The following is a 15278-nucleotide window of genomic DNA, read 5'->3' on the forward strand; positions in this document are numbered from 1 at the left end:
TTGCGACGTGCGTCGGGCGCGTTCCTACAGCACGTTGAGCATCGCGAGCGCGGTTTCCTGCAGATGCGGCAGCACGCGCCGCACGGCCGCGTCGGTCGTCTCCGCGCCGATCGGCATGTTCGTGCTCAGCGCGGCGACGACTTCGCCGTGACGGTTCTTCAGCGGCACCGCGATGCCGCGCACGCCGACCTGCAGTTGCTGCTCGATCACCGCGAAGCCCGCGTCGCGCGCGTGGTCGACCTGTTCGAGCAGGCGCGGCTTGTTGGTGATCGTATGCGGCGTGAACGGCGCGAGTTCGGTGTCGTCGAGCCATGCGCGGACGGCCTCGCGATCCGGATGATGCGCGAGCAGCACGACGCCCGGCGACGTCAGCGGGGCGGGCACGCGCGCGCCGAGCACGAAGCCGGTCGTCATCACGCGCGACACGCCGTTGCGGGCGATGAACACGAGCTCCCAGCCGTCGAGCACGCTCACGTACGCCGATTCGTTCAGCGACGCGCTCAGTTGCTGCAGATAGGGCTGGACCGTGCGCGGCAGGCGCGCCGAATCGAAGTACGACCAGCCGACCCGCAGCACGCGCGGCGTGAGACCGTACAGCTTGCCGTCGGTGTACACGTAGCCGAGCGATTCGAGCGTCAGCAGGTAGCGCCGTGCGGCCGTGCGCGTGAGACCGGTGCGGGCGGCGGCCTGGGTGGGCGTCATCCGCGCGTGCTGGCTGTCGAATGCCTCGAGGATCATCAGGCCTTTTTCGAGGCCGGCAATCCAGTCGCGTCGGTCGAGATCGGGCTTTTTCATCGTCGGCGGCGCACGGTTTGATGCGCGGTATTCGCTCAGAAGTGGGCGATTATCGCGCAGATCGAACACCGTGCGAAGACGATGATGGACGGGCGTGCCGGAGGATGTGCCGGACGGCAACAAAACCGCTGATGGCCACGGGATGTCTGCGAGGATTAACCGGTGGCCTGCAGAAGCCACCGCGAGCATGCGGGGGGAGAGGGGATACGGCGGGGCGCGAACACTATTCGCGCCGCCGCCGGGATGACGTTACTCGCCGCTCGTCCACTCGACGTTCGCACCGACCGAACGCAGGTTTTCGACGAAATGCGGGTGTGCGCGGCGGATCGGCAGCGCGTTCATGATTTCCGAGCGGCCTTCGATGCTCGCGGCCACCATCAGCAGCGCGATCGCGACGCGGATGATGTACGGGCTCTCGACGCGCGCCGGCGTCAGCTGCAGCCCGCCGAACGTGATCAGCCGATGCGGATCGGACAGCAGCACGTGCGCACCGAACTTCGACAGTTCGCCGGACCAGCCGAGCGCGCCGTCATAGACCTTGTTCCAGAACATCGCGCTGCCTTCCGCGCGCACGCCGAGCGCGATGAAGATCGGCAGCAGGTCGACCGGCAGGTAGGGCCACGGCGCGGCTTCGACCTTGGTCAGGATGTTCTGCGTGAACGGCCGGCGCACGCGCAGCGGGCCGTCGCGTTCCGCGCGGGACCAGCCGTCGCGGTGCGTGACGTTCACGCCGAACTTCGCGAACGTGCGGTCGATCAGCGGGAAATGCTCCGGCGACGAGTTGCGCACCGTGATGTCGCCGCCCGTGATCGCGCCGAGCGCGAGGAACGTCGCGATTTCGTGGAAATCCTCGGCGAAGCGGAATTCGCCGCCGCCGAGCTTGCCGCCGCCCGTCACGCACAGGCGCGACGTGCCGATGCCTTCGATCGCGACGCCGATCAGCGCGAGGAACTGGCAGAACTCCTGCACGTGCGGCTCGGATGCCGCATTCATCAGCGTGGACGTGCCGCGGGCCGCCGTCGCGCACAGCGCGAAGTTTTCGGTGGTCGTCACCGATGCGTAGTCGAGCCAGTGATCGTTGGCTGTCAGCGGACCGTCGGCGCGGACGATCAGCGAATCGGGCGTGCGCTCGATATGTGCGCCGAAGCGCTCGAACACCTCGACGTGCGGATCGATTTCGCGCACGCCGAGCGTGCAGCCCTTCACGTCGTTCTCGAGGCGCGCGACGCCGAAGCGCGCGAGCAGCGGCGGAATCAGCATGATCGACGAGCGCATCGCCTCGGGCAGGCGGTGAACGGCCGGGTCGAACGTCGTGTTGCGATGGTGGAGTTCGAGAATGCCCGTCGTGAAGTCGACCGACACGTCGCTGCCGAGCGTGCGGAAGATGTCGAGGATCTTGCGCACGTCGGTGATGTCCGGCACGCCGACGAGGCGCAGCGGCTGATCGGTCAACAGGGTCGCGCACAGAATCGGCAGGACGGCGTTCTTGTTCGCGGACGGCTTGATGTCCCCGCGCAGCGGAGTGCCGCCGTGGACGATGAGATTCGACATGATATGGGGGCGTATCGGTGACTGACGTAGGCCCATATGATGCCATTGGTCGGCGGGTGGCGTGGAATGTTCAGAGGGGGAAAAGGGCTTCTGCGCACGGGATTGACCGTGTTTGACGTTGGGTGGGGGCAGGGCCCCGTCCGGCTGGCGGGGGATGGCAGCCGGTGCGGCAATGGCCGGCACGCATCGCGGCCGGCCATCCGGTCATTCCGTCATTGCGCCGCCCGCATCCGTGCGGCGACCACCAGCGAGATCAGGCAACCCACCGCGAGATAGCCGGCGACCAGGTGCCACGAACCGCCGGCCACGCTGACCAGCGCCACCGCGATGAACGGCGTGAACCCGCCGCCGACGACGCTCGCGAACTGGTAGCCGACGCCCGCGCCGCTGTAACGGTATTCCGCACCGAACAGCTCGGTGAAGAGCGGCTGCTGGACGCTCACGACCATGTCGTGCGCGGCGTTCGCCAGCAGCATCGAGAAGACCACGATCCACGCGATCGAGCGCGATTCCAGCGCGACGAAGAACGGCACCGCCGACGCGAGACCGATCAGCGCGCCGATCAGGTAGATGCGGCGCAGGCCGAAGCGGTCCGCCAGCCATGCGAAGCACGGGATCGTCACGCAGCTCACCGCGCCGACCAGCAGGCCGATGTTCAGGAACAGGTCGCGCGACATGCCGAGGTTCGACGTCGAATAGCTGAGCGCGAACGCGGTGACGATATACATCGAGAACAGCTCGGCGAGCCGCAGCGCGACGATCAGCAGGAACGCCTTCGGATGGCGCGTCAGCGCCTCCAGCACCGGCAGGCGCAGCTTGCGGTTGCCGTGCTCGACCTTCTCGACGAACTCCTGCGACTCGTCCATGCTCTTGCGGACCCACAGCCCGATCAGCACCAGCACGATGCTGAACACGAACGGCAGGCGCCAGCCCCACGACTTGAACGCTGCCTCGCCGAGCGTATGGCTCAGGATCGACACGATCCCCGTCGCCAGCACGAGCCCGACGCCGTAGCCGACCTGCACGCCGCTGCTGTAGAACGCCTTCTTCTGCTTCGGCGCGCTCTCGACGGCCATCAGCGCCGCGCCGCCCCATTCGCCGCCGACCGCGAAGCCCTGGATCGCACGCATCAGCACCAGCAGCACGGGCGCCCACCAGCCGATCGTCGCGAAGCCCGGCAGCAGGCCGATCGCGACGGTCGACAGCCCCATCAGCATCACGGTCAGTACCAGCATCCGCTTGCGGCCGAGCCGATCGCCGTAATGGCCGAACACGACGCCGCCGAGCGGCCGGAACAGGAAGCCGACGCCGAAGGTCGCGAACGCCGCGAGCGTGCCCATGGTCGGGCTGACCTTCGGGAAGAATTCGGAATTGAAGACGAGTGCGGCGACGATCCCGTACAGCAGGAAGTCATACCAGTCGACGACGGCGCCGACGAAGCTGCCGATCGCGGCCTTGCGGGCCTGGCTGCGCGCGCGGGCGCCGGCGGCGGCGTCGAGGGTGTCGAAGGTTGGGGTCATGGCGAAGTCTCCTGGCACGGCGCATCGTGGAATCGTGGCGGTGCCGCGTCCGATGCTGCATTGAAGTCGATGGGTGAACGGAGAATAGGGCGCGCGCCGCACGACGGCAATTGGCCGATCGGCCAAAATGCGCGATTATCGTTCAGTTGTGTGCGATTATCGTACGCTTTCCGGGTTTGCACTAGGCGAGGTACGCATATCCCGTTCGGCCAGGGTGTGCCGCCGTGAACGATCTGGTTAAAATCGGGACCATCAAGACCACGCCCGAATCGGGCGGACGCCTGGCCTCCACATCGGCCGGGCGTGCCGCACGCGCCGGGCGTCACCCCCATCGACCGCATGCCCCCGGAGACTGGAATGCCCGGCAATTCCCACCCCCTGTCCAGCGATACGCCGCCCGTTGCCGATCCGGCCGCCAATCCGCTCGGGATGGCCGGACTCGAATTCGTCGAGTTCGCGGCGCCGGTGCCGGAGGCGCTCGCGCAACGCTTCGAGCAGCTCGGGTTCAAGGCGATCGCGCGCCATGTCAGCAAGAACGTCACGCTGTACCGGCAAGGGCAGATGCAGTTCCTGATCAACGCCGAACCCGATTCGTTCGCTGCGCGCTATGCAGAGGAATACGGGATGGGTGTCTGCGCGATCGGGTTGCGCGTGGCCAGCGCGCGGCGCGCGTTCGAGCGTGCGATCGAACTCGGCGCGTGGGCGTTCGAGGGCGAGCGGATCGGGGTCGGCGAGCTGAAGATTCCCGCGATTCAGGGAATCGGCGATTCGCACCTTTATTTCGTCGATCGCTGGCGCGGGCGGGACGGCCAACGCGGCGGCGTCGGCGACATCTCGATCTTCGACATCGACTTCCGGCCGATCGACATCGCGACCGCGCATACCGATCTCGATTGCGCGGGCACGGGCCTGCAGCAGGTCGACCACTTCACGCAGACGGTCGGCGCGGGGCGCATGCGCGAGTGGCTCGATTTCTACCACGACCTGCTGCACTTCCGCGAAATCCACGAAATCGACGCGCACTGGCATGTGTCGGAAGAGTCGCGCGTGATGGTGTCGCCGTGCGGTGCGGTGCGGATTCCGGTGTACGAGGAAGGCACGCGGCGCACCGAGCTGATGCACGCGTATCTGCCGGACCATCCGGGCGAAGGCGTCCAGCACGTTGCGCTCGCGACCGACGACATCCTGGCGAGCGTCGATGCGTTGCGCGCGAACGGCGTCGAATTCATCGAGCCGCCGGCGCGCTATTACGACGAAGTCGATGCGCGGCTGCCGGGGCACGGCGTCGATCTCGACGCGCTGCGCCGCCGCGCGGTGCTGGTCGACGGCGAAATCGGCAGCGACGGCGTGCCGCGCCTGTTCTTCCAGACCTTCGTCAAGCGCCGGCCCGGCGAGATCTTCTTCGAGATCGTGCAGCGGCAGGGACACCACGGATTCGGGGAAGGCAACCTCGCGGCGCTGGCCCGCGCCCGCGACGCCGGCTGAGCGGCAAGGGCACGGCAGCGACTGCGGCGAGATCGGGCGCGTCCGTCACACGCCCGCAGCCGGCACGCGGTTCGGCGCCGGATCGTTCGGCGCCTTGAGTGCGCACGCGGTGCCGCCCGGCGTGTACATCGACACGACACAGCGGTTGCAAGACGTGCAGCCCGATTGCGCGATTCGGCCGTCGCGCAGTTCGTTCACGAAACCCGGCTCGAACACGAGCGCGCGGGCAAGCGCCACCGCGTCGAAGCCTTCGTGCATCGCCAGCGCGACGTTCTCGCGCGAGCGCACGCCGCCGAGATAGGCGAGCGGCATTCGGACGGCCGCACGCACCTGCCTCGAATGCTCGAGGAAGTACATCTCCCGAAACGCGCCCATCTTCGGCTCGGTGAGCTTCTGCAGCGCCATCGCGGTGCGCACGATCGCGTTGTCGGCGTTCGCGCGCGCCTCGCCGGGCAGCGGGCTGCCGAACAGTTGCCACACCGACTCGACATTCATTCCGCCGCTCAGCACGAGCAGGTGCGCGCCCTCGGCCTCGAGCCGCCGCGCGATCTCGCATGCGTCGTCGGCCGTTCCGCCGCCGCGCACGCCTTCGGTCACGCCGATCTTGCAGACCACGGCGAGATCGCGGCCAACCGCATCGAGCACGCGGCGCAGCACCTCGACGGGAAACGCCGCGCGCCGCGCCGCATCGCCGCCGTACGCGTCGCGGCGACGGTTGTACAGCGGCGACAGGAACTGGCTCAGCAGATAACCATGCCCCATGTGGATCTCGACCGCGTCGAAGCCCGCGTCGCGCGCGTGGCGCGCCGCGCGTGCGAATTCGTCGGCGATGACGGTCATCTGGTCGCGCGTCATCGCCTGCTTCAGGAAGCGGCCGCTCATCACGCCGACCTTGTTGAAGCCGCCCGACGCGCTCAACGGCCGTTTCGTCGACAGCGACGGCAGGAACGTGAAGCAGCCGCCATGCGTGATCTGCGCGGACGCCGCCGCGCCGTGGCGATGGACCGCGTCGGTCAGCGCGCGGAATTGCCGGACCGTCGGCGCATCGAGCCGCGCCTGGTCGACGAACGTGCGGCCGTCGTCGCTGACCGCGCAGTACGCGACGGTCGTCAGCGCGGCGCCACCCGCGGCGATGCGCTCATGAAACCCGACGAGCGCACGAGACGGCACGCCGTTCGGCGTCATCCCTTCGTTGGTCGCGGACTTGATCAGGCGGTTGCGCAGCGTCAGCGGGCCGATCTGCAGTGGGCTGAACGCGGTATCGAGGGCGGCGGGTTCCATGTCGGGCGGGCGTCGGGAATGGGCACGGCGACCATTGTGCGGCGTCGGTGCGGGGCCGCATCGTCCGCGTGGATGATCCGCCGCCGAGCGCGCGCCCGCACCACCTAGTCGGCCGCGCCCAGCTTGCGCGCCTGGCGGCGCATCCCGTCGAAGATCGCATCGGCCACGTCCGCCGGGAAATCCGCCGGAATCCGCGACGCGACGTCGGCGATCGCCGGTTCGGTGCGTGCTGCCACATCGGCCATGGTCGCGAGCACGTCGTCTTCGGTCAGACCGACACGCGCGCCTTGCGCGATCCAGTGACGCGGCTGGATGTCGCCGATCACGTAATGGCGATTCTTGCCGCATACGGCCATCGCGAGCCGTGCGCGCCGCGGCGACAGCTGGTTGCGTCGCGTGCCGATGATCGGATGCGCGGACAGCACGTCGTACAGCGGCGTGCTGCGATACGTGTTGCCCGGCAGGTGCGCGATGCTGAAATTCTTCGCGTGGCCGTCGATGGCCGCGAGCACCCAGAACACCAGCTGCGTGGCGAAGAAGTTCTTCCGGTCGTGCGCGGCATCGGCGGAATTCGCGAGGATACCCATGATCGTCGCGATGCCGGGGCCGCCGTCGGATTCGTATTTGGCGCCCGACGGCGTGCCGGTCGCCTGGCACATGTCTTCCTGCGGCAGCCGCAGGATCCACGTGCCGTCGCGGGACGGGCGGCGGTCGAAGCGCTCGACGATCAGCGCCTTCTGGTCGTCGAACCGGCCGATGTCGCACGCGGCGACGGGCAGGCCGTATGCGGCGACGATCTTCGAGCACAGCCATTCGTTCTCGACCGATGTGCGCATGTCGGCCTGCATGTTCCCGACGCGCCCCAGCGGCAGCTTGAAGATATGCGTGGTCGGCGTGCTGCCCGCCGGCAGCAGCCAGCGATTGCCGTCGCGCAGCAGCGCGGTCTTTTCCTGCGCGCCGGCGATCGACAGGCGCAGCTCGCCGTCCGGCTCCGCGTGGCCGGGCAGCGGTGCGGCGGTCGCGTGACGCAGCACGTCGGCCACGGCCGCGTCGTCGAGCGCGGTGCCGTCGATCGATTCGAGGTCGACCGGAGTTTCATCGGGCGGCAGCAACTGCAGCGCTCCGACGCAATCGCGGCCGATCGACGCGAGCAGTTCGAACGGCGCCGTCGACCCGAGCCGGTAGCGCTGCGCGATGCGGCGGCGGATCGGCTGGCTGTCCGGCAGCAGGTTGTCGAAGTAGTCGGCGACGATCGCGCCCTGATGCGGTTGGTTGCCCGGCGTGAACGGCAGCGACAGCGACAGCGGACGCCCCTGCGGATCGTCGACCCACGCCGGCAGGTAGACGAGGCGCTCGACGCCGCGCCGGACTTCCCAGTACCCGACCGGGATGCCGTTCATCCACAGGTCGAGGCGGTCGTGGCGGGGGCGGCGGGCCATCGTCACCAGTCCTCCCGCTTGGTGCCCCGAGGCTTGCCGGGAGTTGCCGCGGCAGGCCGTTTCCGCGCAGCCGCGGATGGGGCCTTCGCAGCGGCCGGCGGGCGGACCGGCATATCGGACGAACCGGACGAGCGACCGCGCGCGGCCGGCGCGCGCCTGGGCGCTGACGCGGTGTCGTCGGGTGCCGCTGCGTCGTCCGGCGTGCCCGGCTCGAGCGCCAGGCGAACGCCGAGCACGTTCAGCACCTTGAAAAGCCGCTCGATACTGACCGCGGACGGATTGGCTTCGAGTTGCGCGTACGACTGCTGCGTCACGCCGAGGCGGGCGGCGAGCTGCGCCTGCGTGAGCCCCGCCGACTTCCGGAAGCCGACGAGGATCGGGCGCAACTGGCTCAAGGTCTGGACAGGGAATGCCATGGGCTCTCCGCGAAATGACAGGCGATCGCTTGTAATCGAAAAATACAGTCTATGGTATGTATCATCAAAATACAAACTTGAGACTGTATTTCATAAAAACAAACGATAGCCTGTCAGACGGAAACCCGCGGGTCGGTGCAAGGACGCACGGCGCGCGCCCGTCAGTCCGGCATCACGCCGCCCGCAGCGGACTCGCATGGGCGGCGCGCGCGCTTTCCGGATCGTCGTCGCCGAGCGGGATGAACGCCATGATTTCCAGGTCATGACCCGACAGCGCCGGCAGCCGGAACGGGCTCGACAGCACGTTCAGCCGCCGCACGCCGAGGTCGCGCAGGATCTGCGATCCGATCCCCGTCACGCGGCCGTCGCGACGTGCGTGGCCGGTGGGCGCTCGCATCGCGTCGCCGCGCATGTCGCAGTCGAGCAGCACCGCGACCCCGCAGCCGGCCGCATCGATCCGCTGCAGCGCCGCGTGCAGCGGCCACGAATGCGCGGACGGCTCCGCGTCGAGCAGGTCGAGCAGCGAATGGCATTCGTGCACGCGCGTCAGCACGGGCGTCGACGGATCGGGCTCGCCTCGCACCAGCGCGAGATGCGGTGCACCGTGCACGGTGTCGCGATACTCGATCGCGCGGAACCGGCCCCATGGCGTATGCAGCGGCCGTTCGCCGACGCGTTCGACGAGCGATTCGTGCTCGCGGCGGTAATGGATCAGGTCCGCGATCGTGCCGATCTTCAGCCCGTGATGCGCGGCGAACGTCTTCAGCTCGGGCAGCCGCGCCATCGTGCCGTCGTCGTTCATCACCTCGCAGATTACCGACGCGGGCGTGAGCCCGGCGAGCGCCGCGAGATCGCAGCCGGCCTCCGTGTGTCCCGCACGTACCAGCACGCCGCCCGGGCGCGCGGCGATCGGAAACACGTGGCCGGGCTGCACGAGATCGTCGGGACGCGCGCCCGAGCGGACCGCCGCACGGATCGTCGCCGCGCGATCGGCCGCGGAAATGCCGGTCGTCACGCCTTCGGCCGCCTCGATGCTGACGGTGAACGCGGTGCCGAACGGCGTGCCGTTGTGATCGGCCATCGGCGGCAGCCTCAACTGCTCGCAGCGCTCGGTGGTCAGCGTCAGGCAGATCAGCCCGCGCCCGAAGCGCGCCATGAAGTTGATCGCATCGGGCGTCACGTGATCGGCCGCGATCACGAGGTCGCCTTCGTTTTCGCGATCCTCTTCGTCAACGAGCAGGACCATCCGCCCCGCACGCAGCTCGTCAACGATTTCCGGCGTGCTGGCGAGCGTCATTGCGCCTCCGTCGCGTCGAATGCGCGGCGCAGCGCGTCGGCGCCGAACGTCAGCACACGGTCGGCTGCGTCGACCGCGCCGAGCATGCTCGCGAAGCCGTGCAGCTGGCCCGGCCAGCGCACCAGCGACACAGGCGTGCCGGCTTGCGCAAGGCGCAGCGCATACGCTTCGGCCTCGTCGCGCAACGGATCGAATTCCGCGCTGACGATGGTGGCCGGCGCCGCGCCCGACAGGTCCGTCACGGCGAGCGGGCTCGCGAGCGGCGATGCGCGGTCGGCACCGTCGTCGAAATACTGGCGCTTGAACCAGCGCATCGCGTCCGCCGTCAGGAAATAGCCTTCGCCGAGCGAATCGTACGACGGATGCTCGGTCGCGCAATCGACGACCGGGTACAGCAGCAACTGGTGCGCGATCGCGATGCCCGAGCCGCGCAGCTGCAGCGCGGCGACCGCGGCGAGGTTGCCGCCGGCGCTGTCGCCGGCCACGGCGATCGCACCGGCGCGCGCGCCGAGATCGCGCGCACTGGCGGCGGCCCAGCGCACGGCATCGCAGGCGTCCTGCGCGGCGGCCGGGAAGCGCGCTTCGGGCGCGAGCCGGTAATCGACCGACAGCACGAGCGTGCGCGCCCGTCTGGCGAGACCGCGGCACAGGTTCGCGTGCGAATCGATGCCGCACGCGACGAAGCCGCCGCCGTGGAAAAACACGGTCAGCGGCAACGGCCCGTCGGCGTCGGGTCGATACAGTCGTGCGGACAACTGACGACCGGGTGCGGGGATCTGCCAGTCCTCTTCGGCGGCAATCGCGTCCCCGGGCGCGAACGCGCTGCCTCCGGCGAGGCTCGCGCGGTACGCGGGCACGGTCAGTTGATCGAAATCGATCGCGGGCGCTTGGGCGAGCGCGGCGAGCAGCGCTTGCGCCTGAGGGTCGAGCGGCATTGGAACTCCTGTCTGAATCGGATGCGGTCTGAATCAGGTAAACCCGCATCGCGGTTTTCCCTGAGCCCGCGCCGGACGCTTGCCGGCACGGCCTGACGGGCATTCCAGCGCAGCCGGCAGGGCGCCACATCATCCGATTGGACGATGGTTCGCGCGCCCGGATGGCCAAAGCTCACCATTCAGTGAATGTCCCGATGACGCCGGAATTAAGACGCGTCTTAATCATGGCGGCGCGGATGAATCGCACCGAACACAAGTTGCATGGAGGATGGAGCGTGCTGATGGAGACGAGATGGGCCCCGCAGGAGAGCCAGTCAACGAGCGAGGAGGCCGACATCGGCGTCGCGGATTTCAGCGAGCTGATGGCGCGCATCTATCAGGGGCCGATGGAAACGCCGCCTTGGGCGGGCGCGCTCGAGATGGTTCGCCGGCTGCTGCAGGCCAACTACGTGACGCTGATCCTGCGCGCGGCCGCGAGCGACCGCCGCGCGCCGCTGTCCGTGCACGCATCGGAGTTCGGCCCGGTCGTGCCGGGTGACGGCGAGGCGTCGTACAACAACTACTACTATTCGCTCGACCCGTTTGTCGGCCTGCCGGCCGATCGCGTGGTCACGGTCGACGACGTGTTCGGCGATACGGGCTGGCTGTCGAGCGAACTGTACAAGCAGTTCCTGAAGCCGCAGGACGTGCGCTACATCCTGGGCGCGGACCTGCGCACGCCGTCGGGCGTCGAATGCCGGTTCCGCGTGTGCCGCAATCATGCGTCGAAGCAGTTCTCCGCGCGCGACAAGGCGATCTGCGCGCTGCTGCTGCCGCACCTGAAGCGTGCGGTCGAGCTGCATTCACGGCTCGACACGGCCGAGGTCGAGCGGTCGATCTACGCTAACGCGATCAACCGGATGCAGATCGGCACGATCACGCTCGACGAGAACGGCACGATCATCGACATGAACAGCGTCGCCGACGAGATCCTGAAGCAGAACAACGGTCTGACGATTGCGCGCGGCACGATCGAGGCGACCGATGCGCAGGAGAACCGGACGCTCAAGCGGCTGATTCGCCACGCGGTGATGGGGCACCACGGCACGGCCGCGGCGATCGTCGAGGCGATGCCGATCACGCGCGGTTTCGACAAGCCGCGCCTCGGGCTGCTGGTGCGAACCGTGCTGCTGTCCGACTGGTCGGAGGACAACAAGCGCCGGCCGGCCGTCACGCTGTTCCTGCGTGATCCCGATCGCAAGCCGCAGGGCGCGCAGGAAATCATCCGCAAGCTGTTCGACCTGACGCCCGCCGAGACGTCGCTCGCGCTGCTGCTGACGAACGGGCTGACGCTCGAGGAGGCGGCGGAGGAATCGGGGATCAGCAAGAACACGGCGCGCACGCATCTGCGCGCGATCTTCTCGAAGACGGGTGTGACGCGCCAGGCGACGCTCGTGCGGATCCTGCTCGGGAGCGTGGTGCCGCTGGGTTGATCGGGGCGGCACGTCGCACGCCGCCGCGTCGATATCGGGCGCATTCGTCTGCCGATACATCGGCCGTGATCGGTGTGTGCGCGGCAATACGATCGCAGCGTCATGATGTAAGCGAGGCTCGCATGGTGCGAGCCTCTTTCGGTTCATGTGCGACCGATGGCCGGCACCGGACGTACCGGAGGTTTCAAATCATCGCGCGTGCCGATGCCACGCACATCGTCGTCGCGATCGTCACGCCTGGCGCGTCGAACGCTTCGCCCACGCCGACAACGCCGGCCACCGTGCGCCACCACGCCGCGTCGTTCATTTCAACAGTGCGAGCAGGTCGTCCAGCGATTGGCGGCAGGCCGCGGCGTCGGGCTTGTCGGCGCGCAGCGCAGCGAGCGCACGGTCGATCGCCTTGTCGATCACATGCCAGTCGGCGGCCGAACGCGGTTTCAGCGACGGCTCCGCATCGTCCCATTTCGTTTCAAGATCCTTGATGCGGGTCTTCGCGCCGGCGAGATTGCCCGCGTCGACGAGCTTGTGCGTATCCGTGACGATGCCGCGGAACGCGGACAGGTCGCCCAGCTTCGCAGCGGTTGCCGCGTAGACGGGCGAGACGAGGAGGGTCGAAACGGGGCCTGCGGCGAGTGCCGCGACGACGGCGGCGAGCATCAGTTTTCGAGTACGCATGTCATTTCCTTTGGGGAGTCGGACGGGGAGCAACAGGGCAAGGCAACGCGACGGTCATCGCGTGCTCGCCAGCCGGTTGGCGAGCGTCGTGCATGCGACCAGCAGCACGATCGACGTCAGGAACACCGCGCTCGTCGTCGCGGCGCCCAGCCCGATGCCGCCGTATTCGCGGGCCTGGGACAGGAAATCGCCGAGCGACGCGCCGAGCGGGCGTGTGAGGATGTAGGCGAGCCAGAACGCAAGCACGCGATTCGTGCCCAGCCGCATCGAGACGGCGACCAGCGCAATCGCCGCACCGAACGACACGATGCCGAGCCGGAACCCGAGGCCGAGCGCTTCGGTCGCCAGATCGCCGGCGGCCGTGCCCAGCGCGAACGTCAGCAGGATCGCGGCCCAGTAGAACGCTTCGCGACGCGTCGTGACGATGGTCTCGATCGACAACGTCCGCTCGCTCCGGTACCAGGCCGCAAACAAGGCCGCGAGCGCGACGGCGAAGCAGGCGGTGCTCGCGTACAGGCTGACGCCCAGCCCGTCGGTCAGCGCGTCGGTGATCTGCGTGCCGACGACGCTGACCAGCACCACGTTGAGCCAGTACAGCCACGGCACGCAGGCTTTCGCACGGAACTGCAGCACGAGCGCGCCGACGAGCAGCGCGGCCATCAATGCGTCGGTGACCGGCACGCCGAGGCCGGCGCGGACGGCGAGATAGTCGGCGCCGGTTTCACCGACGGTCGTCGACAGAATCTTGATGATCCAGAAGACGGCGGTGACGGCGGGCACCTTGTTCAGCAGGGACGTCGATACGGCAGGCGGGCGCGGATTCACGGATCGCTCCTTGAAGAGGCGCCGTCATCCGGGGCGGCGCGGGTCGGAGCCCTCGGACGAGGACTGGGCGCCACTATGCGGGCTGGATGCTTAACGGATGCTTATCGGACAGGATGGACGGGAATCGCGCAGGATGACCGTCGGCAGCGACGCAACGACAGGTCGGGCCGAATATCGCGCGCGGCGGGCATGAAGCATGCTCGCCATCGCACGATGGCGTCGATGCAGACGAATGGAAAAGGGGAGATCGATGGGAATCTACGGTCGCTACATCGTTCCGCGACTTTGCGATCTGGCGATGCGCAATGCGATGCTGGCGCCGTATCGCGAGCGCGCCATCGCAGGCGCAGCGGGGCGTGTGCTCGAGATCGGATCCGGATCGGGCCGGAACCTGCCGCTCTATCGCGAGGGCGTACGTGGCGTATTCGCGCTGGAACCTTCGGCGGAACTGGTCGAGATGGCACGCCAACGCGCCGGGCAAGCCGGTGCGCCAGTGGATTTCCTGATGGCGTCCGCGGAACGCATTCCGCTGTCGGACGAAAGCGTCGACACGGTGGTGAGTACCTGGACGCTCTGCTCGATCCCCGATGCCGGCCGGGCGCTCCAGGAAATTCGACGCGTGCTGACGCCGGCGGGGCGACTTCTGTTCGTCTAGCACGGCCTCGCGCCGGAACCCGGTGTGCGCCGTTGGCAGGATCGCCTGACGCCCGCGTGGTGCTGCATCAGCGGCGGCTGTCATCTGAACCGTCCGATTCGGTCGCTGATCGAGGGGGCGGGTTTCGAGTTTGACCAGATCGATACCGCGCATGCGTCAGGGCCGCGCTGTTTCACTTACTTCTACAACGGCATTGCACGAAAAGTCCGTGGCGTTGCCGCATGACGGCCGCGAAGGATGATGGGGCAATCTTCATCACGCCGTTGCCGTGTGTCGGCCGAGGTGCTTGAAAGTGACGGCGACTGGGACGGGATACGCGCCGACAGCGCTGCCACGGAAGAGAGCGCATCTTCAATAGCGGCGTCGATCCTTCACCAGCAACCCATCGGGTGTCCACCTTCCGGCATTCAGCGTCCCTAAAAGCATCGTGCGCGGGGGAGGTCCCTCAGGGTCGTGGTAATGAACGATGCGTTGCTGGATGCCCGTGATCACGATCACGTGACCGATTCGAGGCTGATCGGGTCTTTCCAGAAAGTGACCCGCGGCCCAGATCGGACCGGATCTGGTCAAGACCGAGGCGAGCCACTCGGGCGTAATGACTGTCGGCTGATCAAGCGGCATGAGCCCTTCGATGGCGCACAAGTCGGCGATTTTTTCCGGCGGGAGCCCCTGGTCCGCCTGCCATAGCGCAGGAATGCCCGGGCGCGGCCCAGGACGGTGGTAGTACGAAACCATGCACGCCGCGGCATACCAGCACGCGTTTTTCAGCGCTTTGGATCCTGACTTGGTCCTTTTTGCGCCGCTCTGATCGACCATCGGCACGTTCAGTCTGACGTCTACCATTTCGGGTCTCCAGGCAGGAGGGATCCGTAAAAGAGTATGAAGAATCAGACGCGGCGACAACCATCCTGACAGGCGACCTCGTCGCGACG

Annotated in this window: 15 protein-coding genes; 3 read left to right on the top strand and 12 right to left on the bottom strand. The window is 67.9% G+C overall.

The annotated features are described in order from the left end of the window. Positions 1-24: 24 nt before the first annotated feature. From DIE23_RS19400 to shiA, 3 genes are all read right to left on the bottom strand, one after another. Entirely contained in the window at positions 25-795 is a 771-nt protein-coding gene (locus DIE23_RS19400) for an IclR family transcriptional regulator C-terminal domain-containing protein (protein ID WP_124613610.1), read from the bottom strand. A 249-nt stretch (positions 796-1044) separates the two neighbouring features. Further along, entirely contained in the window at positions 1045-2346 is a 1302-nt protein-coding gene (locus tag DIE23_RS19405; protein WP_124613611.1) for a UDP-N-acetylglucosamine 1-carboxyvinyltransferase, read from the bottom strand. Positions 2347-2558: 212 nt separating this feature from the next. After that, entirely contained in the window at positions 2559-3866 is a 1308-nt protein-coding gene (shiA, locus tag DIE23_RS19410) for a shikimate transporter (RefSeq protein ID WP_124613612.1), read from the bottom strand. 357 nt (positions 3867-4223) lie between these two features. Here shiA and DIE23_RS19420 point away from each other — a divergent pair, with 357 nt between their 5' ends. Next, entirely contained in the window at positions 4224-5351 is a 1128-nt protein-coding gene (locus DIE23_RS19420) for a 4-hydroxyphenylpyruvate dioxygenase family protein (protein ID WP_124613613.1), read from the top strand. Positions 5352-5396: 45 nt separating this feature from the next. Here the strand turns inward: DIE23_RS19420 and DIE23_RS19425 are convergent, their stop codons facing one another. The 5 genes from DIE23_RS19425 to DIE23_RS19445 all read right to left on the bottom strand — a co-directional run bounded on the left by DIE23_RS19425 (position 5397) and on the right by DIE23_RS19445 (position 10719). Next, entirely contained in the window at positions 5397-6632 is a 1236-nt protein-coding gene (locus tag DIE23_RS19425) for an NADH:flavin oxidoreductase (RefSeq protein ID WP_124613614.1), read from the bottom strand. A gap of 104 nt (positions 6633-6736) precedes the next feature. After that, positions 6737-8071 carry a type II toxin-antitoxin system HipA family toxin gene (locus DIE23_RS19430; RefSeq protein WP_124613615.1) on the bottom strand — a complete coding sequence of 445 codons (1335 nt, stop codon included), beginning with the start codon at positions 8069-8071 and terminating at the stop codon, positions 6737-6739. A gap of 2 nt (positions 8072-8073) precedes the next feature. Then, a complete protein-coding gene (locus DIE23_RS19435) occupies positions 8074-8487 on the bottom strand; it encodes a helix-turn-helix transcriptional regulator (protein ID WP_124613616.1) in 414 nt (137 codons plus the stop codon). Positions 8488-8659: 172 nt separating this feature from the next. Next, complete coding sequence (gene ribBA / locus DIE23_RS19440) at positions 8660-9784, bottom strand: bifunctional 3,4-dihydroxy-2-butanone-4-phosphate synthase/GTP cyclohydrolase II (protein WP_124613617.1); 1125 nt, start codon at positions 9782-9784, stop codon at positions 8660-8662. After that, positions 9781-10719, bottom strand: a complete 939-nt coding sequence (locus DIE23_RS19445) for an alpha/beta hydrolase (protein WP_124613618.1) — start codon at positions 10717-10719, stop codon at positions 9781-9783. The genes ribBA and DIE23_RS19445 overlap by 4 nt, the downstream gene beginning before the upstream one ends. 281 nt (positions 10720-11000) lie before the next feature. On the opposite strand from DIE23_RS19445, the gene DIE23_RS19450 reads away from it, so the two are divergent. After that, the gene (locus DIE23_RS19450; RefSeq protein WP_057927272.1) at positions 11001-12191 is read left to right on the top strand and encodes a helix-turn-helix transcriptional regulator; all 1191 of its coding nucleotides are present in this window, start codon (positions 11001-11003) and stop codon (positions 12189-12191) included. A gap of 184 nt (positions 12192-12375) precedes the next feature. Here the strand turns inward: DIE23_RS19450 and DIE23_RS40225 are convergent, their stop codons facing one another. Genes DIE23_RS40225 through DIE23_RS19460 form a run of 3 tightly spaced genes read right to left on the bottom strand, consistent with a single transcriptional unit; the run spans position 12376 to position 13658 of the window. Beyond that, a complete protein-coding gene (locus tag DIE23_RS40225) occupies positions 12376-12498 on the bottom strand; it encodes a hypothetical protein (protein WP_260436115.1) in 123 nt (40 codons plus the stop codon). Then, entirely contained in the window at positions 12495-12866 is a 372-nt protein-coding gene (locus tag DIE23_RS19455) for a histidine kinase (protein ID WP_124613619.1), read from the bottom strand. Before DIE23_RS19455 ends, DIE23_RS40225 begins: the two co-directional genes overlap by 4 nt. Before the next feature lie 54 nt (positions 12867-12920). Further along, positions 12921-13658 (bottom strand): hypothetical protein, encoded by a 738-nt coding sequence (locus DIE23_RS19460; protein WP_185646494.1) that lies wholly within the window; start codon positions 13656-13658, stop codon positions 12921-12923. Positions 13659-13941: 283 nt separating this feature from the next. Here DIE23_RS19460 and DIE23_RS40230 point away from each other — a divergent pair, with 283 nt between their 5' ends. Beyond that, positions 13942-14346 (top strand): class I SAM-dependent methyltransferase, encoded by a 405-nt coding sequence (locus DIE23_RS40230; RefSeq protein ID WP_260436116.1) that lies wholly within the window; start codon positions 13942-13944, stop codon positions 14344-14346. Between the two features lie 351 nt (positions 14347-14697). Here DIE23_RS40230 and DIE23_RS19470 read toward each other — a convergent pair whose 3' ends face one another. Continuing rightward, complete coding sequence (locus DIE23_RS19470; protein ID WP_124613621.1) at positions 14698-15189, bottom strand: papain-like cysteine protease family protein; 492 nt, start codon at positions 15187-15189, stop codon at positions 14698-14700. Between the last annotated feature and the right edge of the window lie 89 nt (positions 15190-15278).

The organism is Burkholderia sp. Bp9143, from assembly GCF_003853645.1.
GTDB lineage: Bacteria > Pseudomonadota > Gammaproteobacteria > Burkholderiales > Burkholderiaceae > Burkholderia.